The 18,124-nt window shown below is 33.5% G+C and carries 15 protein-coding genes; all 15 read right to left on the minus strand.

From position 1 onward, the window contains the following. Positions 1-18: 18 nt before the first annotated feature. Entirely contained in the window at positions 19-765 is a 747-nt protein-coding gene (gene fabG, locus ACFFLS_RS20390; protein ID WP_379687023.1) for a 3-oxoacyl-[acyl-carrier-protein] reductase, read from the minus strand. A gap of 328 nt (positions 766-1,093) precedes the next feature. Next, entirely contained in the window at positions 1,094-2,443 is a 1,350-nt protein-coding gene (locus tag ACFFLS_RS20395; protein WP_379687024.1) for a DUF4302 domain-containing protein, read from the minus strand. 12 nt (positions 2,444-2,455) lie between these two features. Then, entirely contained in the window at positions 2,456-3,316 is an 861-nt protein-coding gene (locus tag ACFFLS_RS20400) for a substrate import-associated zinc metallohydrolase lipoprotein (protein WP_379687026.1), read from the minus strand. Positions 3,317-3,334: 18 nt separating this feature from the next. After that, positions 3,335-4,813: a RagB/SusD family nutrient uptake outer membrane protein gene (locus ACFFLS_RS20405; RefSeq protein WP_379687027.1), complete on the minus strand. Its 1,479-nt coding sequence runs from the start codon at positions 4,811-4,813 to the stop codon at positions 3,335-3,337. Between the two features lie 11 nt (positions 4,814-4,824). Then, positions 4,825-8,550, minus strand: a complete 3,726-nt coding sequence (locus tag ACFFLS_RS20410) for a SusC/RagA family TonB-linked outer membrane protein (protein ID WP_379687029.1) — start codon at positions 8,548-8,550, stop codon at positions 4,825-4,827. A gap of 207 nt (positions 8,551-8,757) precedes the next feature. After that, the gene (locus ACFFLS_RS20415) at positions 8,758-9,864 is read right to left on the minus strand and encodes a FecR family protein (RefSeq protein ID WP_379687031.1); all 1,107 of its coding nucleotides are present in this window, start codon (positions 9,862-9,864) and stop codon (positions 8,758-8,760) included. 81 nt (positions 9,865-9,945) lie between these two features. Then, a complete protein-coding gene (locus tag ACFFLS_RS20420) occupies positions 9,946-10,557 on the minus strand; it encodes an RNA polymerase sigma factor (protein WP_379687032.1) in 612 nt (203 codons plus the stop codon). A gap of 409 nt (positions 10,558-10,966) precedes the next feature. Next, positions 10,967-11,395 (minus strand): hypothetical protein, encoded by a 429-nt coding sequence (locus tag ACFFLS_RS20425; protein WP_379687034.1) that lies wholly within the window; start codon positions 11,393-11,395, stop codon positions 10,967-10,969. Positions 11,396-11,535: 140 nt separating this feature from the next. Next, positions 11,536-12,408, minus strand: coding sequence for a succinate--CoA ligase subunit alpha (gene sucD, locus ACFFLS_RS20430; RefSeq protein ID WP_379687037.1), 873 nt, complete (start codon positions 12,406-12,408; stop codon positions 11,536-11,538). Between the two features lie 86 nt (positions 12,409-12,494). After that, positions 12,495-12,857 carry a nuclear transport factor 2 family protein gene (locus tag ACFFLS_RS20435; RefSeq protein ID WP_379687039.1) on the minus strand — a complete coding sequence of 121 codons (363 nt, stop codon included), beginning with the start codon at positions 12,855-12,857 and terminating at the stop codon, positions 12,495-12,497. A 1-nt stretch (position 12,858) separates the two neighbouring features. Then, entirely contained in the window at positions 12,859-13,788 is a 930-nt protein-coding gene (locus ACFFLS_RS20440) for a UDP-3-O-(3-hydroxymyristoyl)glucosamine N-acyltransferase (RefSeq protein WP_379687041.1), read from the minus strand. 324 nt (positions 13,789-14,112) lie between these two features. Next, positions 14,113-14,679: an elongation factor P gene (gene efp / locus ACFFLS_RS20445; protein WP_379687043.1), complete on the minus strand. Its 567-nt coding sequence runs from the start codon at positions 14,677-14,679 to the stop codon at positions 14,113-14,115. A 127-nt stretch (positions 14,680-14,806) separates the two neighbouring features. After that, positions 14,807-15,592, minus strand: a complete 786-nt coding sequence (gene lpxA / locus ACFFLS_RS20450) for an acyl-ACP--UDP-N-acetylglucosamine O-acyltransferase (protein WP_109193375.1) — start codon at positions 15,590-15,592, stop codon at positions 14,807-14,809. Positions 15,593-15,667: 75 nt separating this feature from the next. Further along, positions 15,668-17,056 carry a bifunctional UDP-3-O-[3-hydroxymyristoyl] N-acetylglucosamine deacetylase/3-hydroxyacyl-ACP dehydratase gene (locus ACFFLS_RS20455; RefSeq protein WP_379687044.1) on the minus strand — a complete coding sequence of 463 codons (1,389 nt, stop codon included), beginning with the start codon at positions 17,054-17,056 and terminating at the stop codon, positions 15,668-15,670. Next, the gene (gene lpxD / locus ACFFLS_RS20460; protein WP_379687046.1) at positions 17,049-18,092 is read right to left on the minus strand and encodes a UDP-3-O-(3-hydroxymyristoyl)glucosamine N-acyltransferase; all 1,044 of its coding nucleotides are present in this window, start codon (positions 18,090-18,092) and stop codon (positions 17,049-17,051) included. The genes ACFFLS_RS20455 and lpxD overlap by 8 nt, the downstream gene beginning before the upstream one ends. Positions 18,093-18,124 lie beyond the last annotated feature (32 nt).

Genomic DNA, 18,124 nt, shown 5'->3' on the forward strand with positions numbered 1-18,124 from the left:
TCTGAACACTGAAGACTATTAAGTAAGCATTCCTCCGCAAACGTTAAGAACCTGTCCTGTAACATATGCACTTAAGTCAGAAGCTAAGAAAAGACAAGCATTTGCAACATCTTCTGGGCTTCCTCCACGTTTCAACGGAATACCTTCTCTCCATCCTTTTACCACATCTTCAGATAATTTTGCAGTCATTTCGGTTTCGATAAAACCTGGAGCGATTGCGTTGCAACGAATGTTACGTGAACCTAATTCTAATGCTACAGATTTAGTAAATCCGATTGCTCCTGCTTTAGAAGCTGCATAGTTTGTCTGACCTGCATTTCCTGAAACTCCAACAACAGAACTAATGTTGATGATAGAACCAGCACGTTGTTTTAAGAACGTTTTCTGAATCGCTTTTGTCATATTAAAAACCGATTTCAAGTTTACATCGATTACTTGGTCGAAATCTGCTTCAGACATACGCATCAACAAATTGTCTTTTGTAATCCCTGCATTGTTGATTAGGATGTCAACAGTTCCGAAATCTGCTAAGACTGCATCTACAAAAGTTTGTGCTTCGTTAAAATCAGCTGCATTTGATTGGTATCCTTTTGCTTTTATTCCTAAAGCATTTAATTCTGCTTCTAAAGCTTCAGCAGAAGCTGCAGACGAACTGTATGTAAATGCTACATTTGCTCCATTTTTAGCAAAAACTTCAGCAATTCCTCTTCCGATTCCGCGACTAGCGCCAGTGATGATTGCTACTTTTCCTTCTAGTAATTTCATATTAAGGTATTCGTTTTTATTTTTTTGAAATACAAATATAGGGTATTTGGGCATTTAATAAAATTTGAAATGTAAAAATTGTCCTTTTGTTTTTAACATTTAAATGATTAATAAAAAGCAAAAAGCGGCTCAATAACTGAACCGCCTTCTCCAAAATAAAAAAATAAAACTAAAATTTTTAAATGTGATTTTGTTTCGGCATAAAGAAACATAATAATCAACACACTAAAGATTCTACTCTAAAAATATCTTCTTATTATAATTATTTTAGTTTATGAAAACAGCCCAGTTAAAGAGCTGTTTCTTTTAAAAAATTAAACCAAACCCTTTACAATTGATAAGTAGTTATCCTGAAATTTGTACTAAAGCTTGTAATAGTCCAAATTGGATTACTATATGTAATTGTGAAGTTTTCTTTCTTAATATACATACCATTAGGATTAAAAAACTCATCATCAAGTTCTTTTAAAAATGCTGGAGCTGGTATATAAGCTGCCCCGTTATCCCAAGAATCGTGCGTAAATACAAGTGTTTTATTTGTTGCGTTTTCACTAGTCGTAAAATTGTGATAAACACTTGGTCTTCCTCCATTAAAACGGTATTCAATATAATTTCCAAAAGCGGAATTGAAATAAATCTGAACTCTGCTTATTTTTTGATTTGCTGGCAAGGTTGCATTTGCTTTATCTAGTAAAGATCTGCACAAAATAGAAGTAGTTGGTGCTGTATAAAGATTTGCAGCAATATAACCTAAAACTAACTGTGGTTTTCCAGACAACAAGTTTTTGTAATCATCAGTTATTACAAGAGGCTTGGTTGAATATCTTATAGTTGCACTTACACCGCCTGTTCCAGTAGCTGTAAAACTTCCGTCAGCATCATTGTATGTAAATACACTTAATTTTTGACCTCCAACTTCTACAGCTGGGTTTACTACGATTCCCGTTGGCGAATAACCAATTCCTAATTCATAACTAAAAGAGAAGCCAGCTTCTAAAGAATTTGCTTCTGCAAAACGAGTAACTGCTGAAAATGAGAAATCAAATTGGTGTTTTGTTGCACCATCGTTAGTTTCAAGTAATCTAAACAATGGTCTTGATGCTGCGCCAATTACATTTTGCTCCATTACCAAATTTTTAGGCAAATCGGTCCAATCTTGTGCAGTCGCTTTTACAAAACGAATTTCCATACCATTTCTATTGGCTTTAAAGATGATTTGTCCATCTTCTTGTCCATAATACAAAAATTGAAAATCGCCTAAATATCCTTTTGCTCTTAAAGCAGGAATTGGATAATTATCTGATTCTGATAATAAATGTATTCTGTTAGCAGTTGTAAAAACTAAGCTTACAGTACTGCCAAGCTGAATATCATATTCACTTTTGTAAATCTTTGAATCACTATCAAAATCGGATGCCATATCTACTTTTCCATCAGCACTGAATTTAAATAAGTGTGTATAACCACCTAGAACTGTATTGTCTGTAAAATAAACCGCTTTCCACCCAAACTCAGAAGATAAAAGAGCATTATTCAATTCAGCTTTTCTTGCATTTAAACGTTCGGTCGGACTTTTATCAAATAAAGGTTCTGCTTCTGTACTATCATTATTACAAGCAGTTATTTGCAGCATTAAAAAAGTTGCAAATAAGTATTTAATTATATTTTTTACTTTCATAATACTGTTTTTTTAATTGTTTACTACTGCAGTTGTATTTTTTTCCGCTTCATCACGAAGAGCATAAAAATCCATATTATAGGCTTCTTTAAAATATTTTACTACCAATGCTTCTTTTGCTTTTAAAGCTGCCAAAGCGGTTGCGCTTTTAATGTTAGCTAAAAAAGCAGCATATTCTGCCTTAGAATAAATCAAAATCATCGCTGCTGTTTCTGCAAAATCTTCATTGATATTTGACCTAGCATAACTAGTAATGAAACCAATCTCATTAGAAACTGGAATAGAATAATTGTACCAATCTGCTGTATAACCTACAGGAGTAATTGCAGACCATGCTTTTTCGTCGAACGGTTTATTCTGATTTAAAATGTGAATATATTCATGTTGAATAGTATGAATAAACTCTGTTACATTGGCACGATTACTTTTGTTGATATAGTCTGTTTCAAACAATGTTACTCGCTGACCGCCTTCGGCCAAACCAAGTGTTCTTGTTCCAACACTGTTTAAGTTTACTCCACCAACTAAGACAATTTCTCTTGGGGCTATTTTTTTTACAAAATCTGCTCCACCAATCGTAGCATAACTTTTTAACCAAATCGTCTGTACAATTTCTAATGCCGGCTGTACTTTTTCTAATGTAGGTGGAAACAAAAATCGGCTGTTGTCTACCGTGTTTTGATTCCATTTATATTGTACATTAATATTATATGGGTTTAAATAATTAGTATCAATCCAATTATCTAATGCTGTTTTTGCTGGTTGATTAAAATCTAACTGACTTTCTGAAGGCTGATCTTCGTGAGCACATGAAAATGAAAGTACAGAAACCAATGCTAGAACAGCTATTTTATTATATTTTAAAAATTTCATAAGAATTGATTTTAAAGATTATCTAGGATTTAACTCAACACCTGTTGCTGATGCATGAAGCGGTATCTGCAAAGCACGACGTTTATCATCTTTTATTAAAATATTAACCGGCCTATTGTACGTCTCATGCGTAACTACGATATTGAAACGTTTCACATCAAACCATCTCATCCCTTCATGTACAAAATCTCTTCGTCTTGTTTCTGCAATTGCTTTTACATAAGATGTTTGGACTGGTGTCATTGCATAAAACGGCGTGTACTCATCTGCTATTACTGGATATTTTGCTACAACTTTAGCTTCTGTCAACTTATCTGTGGTTGCGTTATACCCTGTCGTTCTTGTAGATAAGAAATACTCTAATTCGTCATTAGCCACAGCAATCTGCCCTTTCATTACATGAGCTTCGATTCTGTTTAAGAAAAACTCATCATTACTCAACAAGACTTCTGCTGTATAAGGCTCTCCAATTCCAGCCGTAACGTTAGTATATTTAAAATATTCATAAAACTTAGGTACATAGACTGTTATACTGTTGTTTGAAGAATAAAAACTATACAACCATGTTTTGTTAAAAAGACTCGTAGCAGACCCAAAAATTTCAGGATATCTTGCCGCAGAAAGGTAAAATCTATTTTGATATGACGATCTACGAACGATTGAGTTTGGAGAAGCTATTAATAAATTAGTTTCTTCACCTACACTAGCATAAGCAATTCTTTGGTTTTCTAGGGCTAAAAGTTGGTAAGCCGCATAATTCCTTAGTTTTCCAACTGGTCTTGCAGCAAAATCATCTGACATTTCAATTACTTTATCCCAATCTCCTTTAACCAAATAAAAACGGCTAGCAAAAGCTTTAGCAGCATTTTTATTGAAATGAAATTTCGGCTCTTTGTAATCATTTGTTACATATTTCAAACCTTCTACAAGATCTTTTTCTATAAATTGAAATACTTCTGCTACTGTATTACGTGTGTATTTTGCAACTAATTCCTTTTCTGGTTTTGTTACATACGGAATTCCAAGATCTGTTGCAGCAGTTGCTGGATTATAACGTTGTGACCAAAAAGAAACCAGCATAAAATGTGAATATGCTCTCGCTAAAAGCGCTTCACCTTTTTGAGGATTTAAAGTCGCTGGATTTCCTAATTCTTCTATAGCTTCTAACGCTTTGTTGGCATGAGCAATTGCTTTGTAGCAAGCATCCCAGTAATAAGCTTGGGTATCAATTTGAGAGTTTTCTGTCTGCATTTCCCAATTGTAACTCTGCTCATTTTTTAAAATTGTTTCTGGCAGCTGGCTGTCAAATACGTTATCAGACATGGTCTCTGCAATATCAAAGTAACTCATTTGTGGATAAGCACTTACCAATAATTCGGAGATTTTTTCTGGTGTATCTATTTCGGTTCTATTATCTGGCTTTTCAGAAAGGAAATCATCGCAACTTACAATACTTATAAGTACTAAAAGAGATAAAGCTATTTTAAGTTTTTTCATGTTTTTAAATATTATAATGAAACATTTAAAGTAAAAGTATATTGAGAGGTAACTGGCATTGCAACTCCTCCAGAATTACGGAATTCAGGATCCTGACCGTTTAACCTTTTGTCTGAATAAATCAACCAAGGATTTACAGCAGAACCTTTTAACGTAAACGTACTAACACCAAGTTTTCTCTTGAAATCTTTAGGGAATTCCCAGCTTAATGAGATATTTTTCAATCTCACAAAATCACCATCCGCAATACGAACATCCGAATAGTTGTAAGTATTATAAGCTCTTGCTAAAGTACGTGCTCCTCCATAATCTGTATTTAGACGCTTGTCAGCAATTACCGGAATATTAGTGTATTGTTCATCTCCTGGATTAATCCAACGATTGGTAAAGTCTTTAGTGAAAACTGTTAAATCGTCATAAGTACTATCATAAACTGGGTTCAAACGAACTTTGTTTCCTCCAGATCCTACGAAGAACACATATAAAGACCAATTTTTATAAGTAAACGTATTGGCAAAACCGATTGATTTATTTGGCTCAATTGAACCTTCATATTTCAAATATTTCGTAACATCAATATTGTCTTGGAAATCTGCGCCAGTAATATTACTATCAGCGCCATCTTGCATTTTAAACGTTGGAAGACCTTGGTTGTTCAATCCTGTAAATTGATAAGAATACAATGAATTACGTGGATGTCCAACTGTATTCCCTCCATTTGCGTCAATCAAATCAAAAGCAGTCGGTGTATTTTGCAGTTTTGTAATTTTCTGATCATAAACTGAGAAATTCAATGTAGTAGACCATTTAAAGTCTTTTGCATCAATATTTTTAGTTGTAAAACCAACTTCAATACCTTTAGTCTCCATGTCAGCATTGTTTCCTTGTCTTACTCTTTGCCCTCCAATTCCTGAAGTAATCACATAATCAACCAAATCAAACGCTTTACGTCTGTATACGTCTGTTGTAAGTTGAACTCTGTTGTTAAACATTCCTAAATCAACCCCAATGTTGGTTTCAAATTGTTTTTCCCAAGTAAGATCACCATTTTGCAATTCCTCAATATTAATTCCAGATTCTCTGTCATTTAAATTGAAACGATCAGTAATATAACTTTTGTAAATAGCCAAAGAGTTAGTAGCCGGACCAGCAGTAGCTGTCAAACCATAAGAAGCTCTAAGTGCAAGGGTATTTACTGATTCTATATCCTTCATGAATTTTTCTTCGGCAACATTCCATTTTCCACTAAAAGTGTAGGTCGGAAGCCATCTAGAAGAATCACTATTTCCTTGTCTGTTAGAACCATCATAACGACCTGTGACAGAAGCAGTATAACGACGATCGTAAGTATATCCTACTTTACCAAAGAAACCAACTGTTCTTTCTCTTTCTGCATTAAATCCGTAGTAAGAATCTCCTCCATTAATGATTTTTTCAATTAATCTCGGATCGGTAAAAGCGGTTAATCCTCTATCGTATTGTAAACCAGCAGCTGTGAAATTATCACTATTTCTATCTACAACTCTTAACTCAGTTCCAAATAATCCTTCTAATTCATGTTTATCATTAAATGTATTTCTATAATTCACACTATTTCTAACATTATAAGAAGTCATATCATTTGTAAACTTTCTTAAAAAACCTCCGTTTGGTAAAACAGAAACTTTTGGAGCTGTCAAATCATTTGGATTTTGGTATAAAAAGATATTTTGATCTCTTACCAATGTATTTACACCATCATCACCTTCTGGCGTTCCCGCTCTATATGCAGCGGCAACGTTTGAAGCTTCTAGAATTTTGTGCTGACGGCTTGTATTAGCATAACGAGCAGAACCTGTTAAATTATAATTCCAGTTTTTACTGATTTTATAATCTAAATCCAATTGAAAACGAATATCTTTAACCTGAATCTCCATGTAGTTATTTTCCAATTCGTTGATGATGTTCATCTTAGCCCAGTTATTTCTGTAGTATTCTAAATTTCCGTTTTCGTCATACGGTCTTAAAGTTCGGCTTGTATTTAAAACATAGTTAAATGGATTGATGTCGAAATCACGCGTTACTTTTCCGAAAACAACATCTTTTTCACTTTCGTAACTTCCTGGCGCACCTTGATCACGAACAGATGCCATAGTAGAAAGAGTGACATTTAATCTGTCATTAACATAAAATGTTCCTTTGATGTTTGAAGATATTTGTTTCACATCATCAGCAATTGTCCATCCCGGATCTGTATAATATCCTAATGAAGCATAAAACGTATTGTTTTTGCCACCACCAGAAAAACTTAAAGAGTGATTTTGTGTAATAGATGGCCTGAATAACACTTTAAACCAGTCTGTGTTGGCTAATTCATATTTTTTCAAAAAGTTATTTCTGCTTACAGGGTCATTGTTCACCAAATAGGTTCCCGTTTCTGGATTGTAAGTATTGATAGCTCTACCCATAATGTTGTAAACCCCACCATATCTTCCGTTTACAGTTGTTGGCAAGTCCAAATATCCTTTACTTTCCATTTCTTTCAAAATACTCATTGTTTCCTGAGAATTCAAAATATCATATTGGCTGTAATTTGGTACTGTTCTAACAGTTTGCTCTAAACCATAAGTAATTTTTAAAGGAGAATCTCTACGCCCTTGTTTAGTTGTAACAACCACAACTCCGTTTAATGATCTTGAACCATAAATTGAGGTTGCAGATGCATCTTTCAGAATTTCAATGCTTTGAATATCATTTGCATTTAAACCAGCAACAGAAGAACTTAATAAAGTTTCTGAATTACCTGAAGCTAAATCTGCAAAAGACATATTGATAATATCTTCCTGAACTACGCCATCAATTACCCATAATGGTTTTGTATCTCCAAAAATAGAAGAAGATCCACGAACTGTAATTTTCGGAGCTGTACCAAAAGTTCCTGTAACGTTTTGCACAGTAACCCCTGCCGCCTTACCTTCAATCATACGGCTTACGTCTACTACCCCGTCTACTTTTAATTCTGTTGCAGAAATTTTACTGATGGCTCCGGTAAAAGTTCTTTTCGATGTCTTTTCGTAACCTGTAGTAACTACAACTTCTTTCAAATTCTGACCTGCTTCTGCAAGTACAATTGTTGGAGTTGTATTTGATATACCAATTTCTTTAGTTTCCATCCCAACATAAGAAATAACAAGTCCATCTGAATTTGCAGGAACTTCTATTACGAAATTTCCGTCAAAATCTGTTAGAACTGTTACTTTACTTCCTTTTGCAGTAACGGTTGCTCCTGGAAGCGGACTTCCTGTTTGGTCTGTTACTTTTCCTTTAATAATTGGTCCTGGAACCAAAACATCAAACAATGAATCTGGGTTGTTCAAATTTGTAAATGGTTCTGCGCTCCCTTTCTGAAGCACAATCTGATTGCTTACTTCGGAAAAAGTTATATTAAAAGGAACTAGAATTCGGCTCAGAATACTGGCTAAAGTTTCCTGATCGGCTTCTATACTTACCTTTTGACTAAGCTGAGGAAGTCTCGAGTTATAAGAAAATTTTACACGGGCAGATTTCTCAATTTTAGACAATGCATTATCTAAAGTTAAATTTTCAACTGTAATTGTAACTTTAGTATCTAATTTTTTTTGCCCATTTGCATTATTTGCCATAGTAACACTTGAAAATACAAGTGCTAAGACAAACTGAAATAGCGTTATTTTCATGATTTGGTGGAGTAATCGTTGCTTGACAACTGGTTTTTTCATAATTTTGGTTTGTTTTGATTAATACTATTCGAGTGTATTTTAAGAAACATCATAAATAACTTTTTACAGAAAGTTATTTACTTCATTAAGTGTCGGAAATGTTACAGCATTTTCGGCACTTTTTTTAACGCATTTGTTTTTTACATAGGCAGTTACACATTTTTTTAGTTTTGACAATAGCTTTATTTTGGAAATTTTTATTTTCTATTAATTGCATCCCTGCGAGGTAATTACGATTTGACTTCCGTTCATTTCATAATTAGTATCATTACCTATACTTTTGCAGATAATTTTCAGTTTTTCTGGCAATGGCTGATCACTCAAGGAAGTTGTCAATCGACAGTCCAACAATTTGTCTTTTGGGTAATCAATACTTACCTGATAAGCCTGTTCGATTGTTTTGAAAATCTGATCTACCGGAATATCCGTAAACTCAAAACTCAATTGCTCGATATTCCCGATACTCTTAACCAAAATCTGGTCTTCAGTAATATTGGTGATTTTATTAAAGACCAAATCATTTCTTGTAAAACGTACCGCTTCGTTCGGAAAAAGTTCAATTTCATCGCTTTTCGAAGTCTCAATTAAATCATTTGACTTTACCCTCACTTTTCCGGTGCGAACTAAAACTTCAACATTTTGCTGATCAGGATAGGCTTTAATTCTAAAACTTGTTCCAACAACTCTTGTTACGATTTCGTTGGCATAAACAAAAAATGGCTTTTTGGGATTTTTGCTGATTTCAAAAAAAGCTTCTCCAGATAAATAGACTTTTCTTTCGCTTCCAGAAAATATTTTTGGATAACTCAATTTACTATTTGGTTGCAGCAAAACTGAACTGCCGTCTGAAAGTGTGATTATTTGCGCTTTTTCTGTATTATTGGTTTGTTCTACCAGCCCTTCGGCATTATCCTCTACCAATTCTTTATAGGTAATTACAGAATCGCCTGCTACAATATCTTTTTGGTAAAATCTAATAGAAAAAAAGCAGATTAGAATTGCGGCAGCTCCTGCCAACCAATATCTAAAGGAATTAGAAAAAGAGGTGTTTTCTCGAAGATTATTTTCTTTATCTTCAATTTTTTTCCAAGTTGCTTTTAGTCCTTCGTGAATTTGATCCGAAGTCAACTCCATATTTGGAACTTTCATGGAAAGCAATAAAAGTCTTGCGTCTTCCACAAGTTTTGCTCTTTGAAGATTCTCCAAAGTCCATTCTTCCCAGCCTTGTTCGTCAATTTTAGATAAAATCCATAATTGAAAAGATTCATCAGACAGGAAATCTTCTATATCTGTATAATTGTTACGTTTTTGCATCTTATAATTAAGGTTACAAAAACATAGAGGACAGCTTTCTTTTTATATACTCACTAAATTGTGACTTTTTTTAATATTTTTTTAAGAAATCTGAAAAACCCCTGAAAACAGTACAATTATCGGAATGCCGCCTTTCCATTCTTTTCGCAACGTTAACAAGCCACGATAGACTAAATTGTTAGCAGATTGATAATTTATATTCAAAAGTTCTGCTATTTGATCAACTGAAAGCCCTTGATGGTAACGCAGATACAAAGCTTCCTTCTGACGCGAAGGAAGTTCATTCAAAAGCTTGTTTAGGTATAAAACTCTTTCTGCGGTTACTTCGTCTTCAACAAGATCATTTTCTATAGAAAAATCAAACAAAAACTCAATAACATCTGTAGAAGTTGTTTTTCTAAAAATATGATCACGCTCAAATAAACGAGCAATTCTTTTTCTAACACTAGACAACAAATAGGCTTTTACGACAACATGTTCCTGAAGCGAATTTCTATAAAGCCAAATATCCGCAAAAACATCTTGTACACAGTCCTGAACCTTTTCTGAAAAAGGAGAAAGCGAATTTCCATAATTCACCAAATCACTGTAATATCTCTCAAATAGCAATGAGAAAGACCTCTGATCATCATTTTTCAAATTACTCCAAAGAGTAAAATCATCTACCGCATTTTTTTTCAAAGTGTGATTCATAATTTATGGATTTAAAAACAAGACCAAGCATAGAAAGATTATTAAAGTAAATCATCTATAAACTTGCGCGTCTAGGTTGAATATCTAAAAAAAACGTTAATTTACATTTTGGCAGCAAAAGTTAATTTAGCTTAAAACGTAAATTTTAACATTTTTTTTTGTTTTTGTTCGATAAATATATAAAAGCTTAAATTGAAAAACCAATTTAAACGCAAAAAAAGCCTTCCTTTTTCAAATTTAACACTTTCTACATGCTTTTTTTTCTTAATATTAAATTAACGTTGCTTTAATTTTGAAATTCTCATTGTTAAAACATTGTGAGTTTTTGAATGTAAAACCAATTAGAAATAAAAAAAGCCTCGCTAAATTTTAGCAAGGCTCAAACTATTTACTTCAAAAATGTTTTTTTTTAGAATGCAACATTCCATCTCGGAAGTTTACCATTTTCATCTAAGAAATTCTGCAAAACTCGTCCCTCAACAGAAGTTGGAATCGCTTTTGTATCTGCATTAAAAGTTTCATACCAAAAAACTTCCAAAGCAGCTATATTTTCTAATTTCATTTGAGCCGGCCATGAATATTTTCTTCCTGTTTTTGCAAATTGATGACCGTTTACGATTTTATCATATAGACCGCCGTTTTTGGTTTTTAAAGTCCCATCATTTTGAACTGTTCCAGTAGAACCAACCATAATTAGTTCTTTTTCATTTCCTTCAACAGCATAAACCACAAAAATCCCTGCGCTTCCATCAGGAGCATTGCAAATTTGTTCTAAGCTATCTTCAACCGTAAAAGTAAAACTGTTGCTTACCTTAAACTTTTCTAATTCTTTACTCATATTTTTTTTTTAAGCTACTAAGACACTGAGGTTCTAAGATGCTTGATTATTCTATTTTACCTCAGTCTTTTAAAAATGTAAAAAAGTCTCAACAAAATATTGAGACTTTTTTGGAATTTATTATTTTGAATATTTGGTGATTATCCAAGTACTTCTTTTACTTTTTTACCAATTTCAGCTGGTGAATCAACAACGTGAATTCCGTTGTCTCTCATAATTTGTTTTTTAGCAGCAGCTGTATCATCAGAACCACCAACGATTGCACCTGCGTGACCCATTGTTCTACCAGCAGGAGCAGTTTCTCCAGCGATAAATCCAATAACTGGCTTACGGTTACCGTCAGCTTTTACCCATCTTGCAGCATCAGCTTCTAATTGACCTCCAATTTCACCAATCATAATGATTGCTTCGGTTTCTGGATCGTTCATTAATAATTCAACAGCTTCTTTAGTTGTAGTTCCAATAATTGGGTCTCCACCAATTCCGATAGCTGTAGTAATTCCTAAACCTTGTTTTACAACTTGATCAGCAGCTTCGTAAGTTAAAGTTCCAGATTTAGATACGATTCCAATTGTTCCTTTTTTGAAAACGAAACCTGGCATAATACCAACTTTAGCCTCACCTGGAGTAATTACTCCTGGACAGTTTGGTCCGATTAATCTTGAATTTCTTTCTTTTACGTAGTTATTTGCTTTAATCATATCTGCTACAGGAATTCCTTCTGTAATAGCAATAATTACTTTAATTCCAGCATCAGCAGCTTCCATAATTGCATCAGCAGCAAAAGCTGGCGGAACAAAAATGATAGAAGTATCTGCACCAGCTTGATCTACAGCATCTTTTACTGTATTAAAAACTGGACGGTCTAAATGTAAAGTACCTCCTTTTCCTGGAGTTACACCACCAACAACATTAGTACCGTACTCAATCATTTGAGAAGCGTGGAAAGTTCCTTCGCTTCCTGTAAATCCCTGAACAATTATTTTGGAATCTTTATTAACTAAAACACTCATGATATATATTTTATGTAGTTTTTAAATTTGTGTTGCAAAAATAAGGTTTTGTAATCGATTTTAGCCCTTTTATTGTCAAAAAAATATTAAGAAAATTGACTCATTTGATAACCTCGAAACAATTTATCATCCTTGATCTGCCAGATAGTCGCAAAATGTGCTAATAACATTTCTTCTCGAGGGTTTTCGATTGTCTTAACGAAATGAGAATAACGTACCGAAACCAAATCACCTTCTTCTAATATGTGGCTTATCCTAACTTTAGACCGAACATAAGCACGACTCAAATCATTAGCCATTTCAACAATGGCATCATAATCCATCTGAATAAAGCCTTTACTGCTGTTCCAATCCAGCAAAACGTCAGGATGCAGATATGTTTTTAGAATTTCGCTATCAATTAAGGCATCTGACTTATAAAATTTCTGAACAAATTCTTTTATAGACATATTACTTCAATTTACTTAAAATCTCAGGAATCTTCTTAATATTTGCTAATTGTTTTAACTTTTCTCTTGATTCTTCAATTGGAGTACCAAAATACGATTTTCCTCCTTCTACCGATTTAGTAACACCGGTCTGCCCCATTACAACTGCTTTTGCACCAATTGTAATACCACTCGTAGTTCCTACTTGTCCCCACAATGTCACTTCATCTTCAATAATTACACAGCCTGCAATACCTGTCTGCGATGCAATTAGGCATTTTTTGCCAATAACTGTATCATGACCAACATGCACTTGATTGTCTAATTTTGTCCCGGCTCCAATAGTGGTATCACCCGTAACACCTTTGTCGATAGTACAAAGCGCCCCTATGCCGACATTGTCTTCAATAACAACTCTTCCGCCTGAAACAAGCTGGTCAAAACCTTCAGGCCGTTTTTTATAATAAAAAGCATCTGCTCCTAAAATACTTCCAGCATGTATAATCACATTATCTCCAATTACAGTATGATCGTAAATAGAAACATTAGAATGAATCAGACAATTTTTTCCAATTTTTACGTGATTCCCAACAAAAGTATTGGGCTGAATTACAGTGCCCTCTCCTATCTCTGCAGATGCAGCAATTGCTACATTTGCAAATTGAAAAGGTTTAAAATGTCTTGTCAGGATATTAAAATCTCTAAAGGGGTCATCAGAAATTAAAAGCGCCTTACCTTCTGGGCAATCAACTTTTTTATTAATTAAAACTATTGTTGCGGCAGACTGCAAAGCTTTATCATAGTATTTGGGATGGTCAACAAAAACTATATCACCAGGTTCTACAACATGAATTTCGTTCATGCCTAAAACCTGAAAATCTTTATCACCAATAAATTCGCAATTAAGCAAATCAGCAATTTCTTTTAAAGAATGACTCTTTTGAAATTTCATATGTTATAATTAGAAAATTTGTCAATTAGAAAATGAGCCAATTAGAAAATCAATACACAAATTGTGTTAATCCGAAAATTATCTGATTGTCTCATTGTCAAATTATCTTAATTTAAAAAACTGTCAATTAGAAAATGAGCCAATTAGAAAATCAATACACAAATTGTGTTAATCCGAAAATTATCTGATTGTCTCATTGTCAAATTATCTTAATTAAAAAAAATGTTAATTAGAAAATGAGTCAATTAGAATGTGAATATACAAAATTATGTCAATTCACAAATTATCTAATTGACTCATTGTCAAATTATCTTAATTAAAAAATTACTCTTTTACACGCTCCATATAAGAACCAGAAGCTGTATCGATTTTAATTTTATCCCCTTCATTGATAAACAAAGGAACGTTTACAGACGCACCAGTTTCTACTGTAGCATTTTTTGTAGCGTTTGTAGCTGTATTTCCTTTTACACCTGGTTCTGCATAAGTAACTTCAAGAATTACAGATGCTGGCATATCTACTGATAATGGTAAATCTGTTTCTGTATTAATCTGAACCATTACGTTTGTTCCTTCTTTCAACAAATCTGGAGCATCCAAAATGTTTTTGTTTAATGAAATCTGCTCAAACGTTTCAGTATTCATAAAGTGAAACTCATCACCTTCTGGATATAAAAACTGGAATGTGTGTGTTTCAACTCGGATAACATCAATTTTGTGACCTGCAGAAAAAGTGTTATCCAAAACTTTACCTGAAGTTAAACTTTTCAATTTTGTTCTTACGAAAGCTGGACCTTTTCCAGGTTTTACGTGAAGGAATTCAATAATTTTATAGATATCGTGATTAAATTTAATACACAATCCGTTTCTAATATCTGATGTAGATGCCATTTGTACTTTTTATTTTAGATTTTAGAATGTCGATTTTAGATTCATTAAAAACTTAAAATCAACACCTTTTTTAATGTTTTTTATTCTTCAGTTCAGAAATCTAAAATCAGAAATCTAAACTCTAAAATTAATAATTTCCTGAGTAACCTTTCATAATTCCGCGAGAAGAATTTCTGATAAAATCAAGAATTTCATCTCTTTCTGGAGTCGCTTCCATTTCTGCTTCAATTATGCTTAAAGCTTGAGTTGTATTGTAATTCTTTTGGTATAAAATTCTATAAATTTCCTGAATTTCTCTAATTTTTTCAGTGCTGAAACCTCTTCTTCTTAAACCAACCGAGTTAATTCCAACGTAAGACAATGGCTCTTTAGCTGCTTTTGTATAAGGAGGAACATCTTTTCTAACCAAAGATCCTCCAGAAATCATAGCGTGATCACCAATATGAATAAACTGATGAATCGCTGCCAAACCACCGATTACCGCGTGATTTCCCACTACAACGTGACCTGCAAGAGCAACTCCGTTTACGATAATGGCATTATTTCCGATTTCACAATCATGCGCAATATGCGCATAAGCCATTACTAAGCAATTATTACCAATAACAGTTTGTCCAGAAGCAATTGTACCTCTATTAATAGTTACACATTCTCTAATTGTGCAATTGTCTCCAATTATGGCAAGAGAATCTTCGCCCCCAAATTTTAAATCCTGAGGTACTGCAGAAATTACGGCACCTGGAAAAATATTACAATTTTTACCTATACGGGCACCTTCCATAATGGTTACATTTGAACCAATCCAAGTACCATCACCAATAACAACATTATTGTGAATAGTTGTAAATGGTTCGATTACAACGTTTTTAGCGATTTTAGCGCCAGGATGAACATATGCTAATGGTTGATTCATCTGTATATTTTATATTTTAGATTAAAATAGTCTGATTTTGGGCAACAAACCTAAACAATAAATTTGAATAAATTATTATTGTTTTCTTGCAATTTGCGCCATTAATTCTGCCTCAGTAACTAATTTTCCGTTTGCATAAGCATTTGCCTGCATATGACAGATCCCTCTTCTGATAGGAGAAATCAATTCGCATTTGAAAATTAAAGTGTCTCCCGGCAATACTTTATGCTTGAATTTAACATTGTCAATTTTCATGAAATATGTTAAATAGTTTTCAGGATCTGGAACAGTACTTAAAACCAAAATCCCTCCTGTTTGCGCCATTGCTTCTACGATTAACACACCAGGCATAACCGGAGCTTCAGGGAAATGTCCAACGAAGAAATTTTCATTCATCGTTACATTCTTCAAACCAACTACATGACGATCAGACATTTCGATAATTCTGTCGATTAATAAAAATGGAGGTCTGTGAGGCAACATTGCCATGATTTTATGAATATCCATCAATGGCTCCTGATTCAAGTCGTATACAGGAACATGATTTCTCTGTTCTATTTTGATAATTTTTGCTAATTTTTTAGCAAATTGAGTATTTACAAAATGTCCCGGTTTGTTTGCAATAATTTTTCCTTGAATACGAACTCCGATAAGAGACAAATCTCCAATAACATCAAGAAGTTTATGTCTCGCGGCTTCGTTTGGATAATGCAAAGTCAAATTATCTAAAACACCGTTTGGTTTTACAGAAATTTCATCTTTACCAAATGCTTTTTTAAGGTTCTCCATTGTAGACTCAGAGATTTCTTTGTCAACATAAACAATAGCGTTGTTTAAATCTCCACCTTTAATAAGGCCGTTTTCTAACAAAGATTCCAATTCATGCAAGAAACTAAAAGTTCTTGAGCTTGCAATTTCAGATTTAAACTCTGAGATGCTTTTAAGTGTAGCATTTTGAGTACCCAATACTTTTGTACCAAAATCTACCATTGTAGTAACTTGATATTCATCGCTTGGCATTACAAGAATTTCACTTCCTGTAGCTTCGTCAGTAAACGAAATAACTTCTTTTACCACATAAACATTACGATTAGCATCTTGCTCTTCGATTCCAGCTTTTTCAATTGCTTCTACAAAATATTTTGATGAACCATCCATAATTGGAAGTTCAGAGGCATTCAATTCAATAATGATATTATCCAAATCGCAGCCAACAACTGCAGCTAAAACGTGTTCAGGAGTCTGAATTTTTACACCTAATTTCTCAAGATTTGTTCCTCTTTGAGTATTAACAACATAATTAGCATCAGCCTCAATGACTGGCTGGCCTTGCAAATCTACTCTTACAAAAGTGAAACCATTATTAATAGGAGCAGGTTTAAAAGTCATTGTAACTTCTTTTCCAGTGTGTAAACCAACTCCTGTTAGCGAAATTTCATTTTTGATGGTCTTCTGTTTAACCATTATTTCCATTTTTTGGGTTTATTATTTGTTTTTTTAATTCTTCAACTTCGGCAACAATCTTCGGAAAGTTTTTAAAATGAACGTAAGATTTATTAAAATCGCTGTATCCAAGTGATGGCGAGCCTTGTAAAACTTCGTCATCTTTTATATTTCGTCCCACTCCAGACTGTGCCTGAAGTTTAACATTATTTCCAATAGTTAAATGTCCTGCAATACCAACCTGTCCTCCAATCATGCAATTCTCGCCAATTTTTGTAGAACCAGCCACACCGGTCTGTGCTGCGATAACGGTATTTCTACCGATTTCCACATTGTGGGCAATCATAATTTGATTGTCTAATTTTACCCCTTTTCTAATTATAGTAGAACCAAGAGTAGCTCTGTCTATAGTGGTATTGGCACCAATATCTACATTATCTTCAATAATAACATTTCCAATCTGAGGTACTTTATCATACTCTCCATCTTCGTTTGGCGCAAAACCAAAACCATCTGCGCCTATAATAACTCCTGAGTGAATTGTACAATTATTACCAATTACTGTTTCGGAATAAATTTTAGCACCTGCAAAAACAAATACATTGTCTCCAATAGTTACATTGTCACCAATAAAACTGTTTGGATAAATCTTCACATTATTCCCCAAAACAACATTCTGTCCAATATAGCTAAAGCTTCCTAAATATAAATTTTCTCCATATTTAGTTCCCTCAGACATAAATGACTGTGGCTCAATGCCCGTTTTATTCAGTTTTACTTGATTGTAAAAATGTAAAAGTTTAGAGAAAGCCGAATAAGCATCTTCAACTTTAATAAGTGTAGTTGTAATTTCTTGCTCTGGAACAAAGCTATCGTTAACAATAGTAACCGTAGCTTTTGTACTATATATATAGTTTATATATTTCGGATTTGCTAAGAAAGTAAGCGACCCTTCATCGCCTTCTTCTATCTTAGAAAGTTTAGAAACCTCTGCATTGGGATTACCAACAACTTCTCCTTCTAAAATTCCTGCTATTTGTTCTGCTGTAAATTTCATCGCGACAAAAATATAAAAAATAGGTTTTAAAT

Source organism: Flavobacterium procerum (assembly GCF_042431625.1).
Lineage (GTDB): Bacteria > Bacteroidota > Bacteroidia > Flavobacteriales > Flavobacteriaceae > Flavobacterium > Flavobacterium procerum.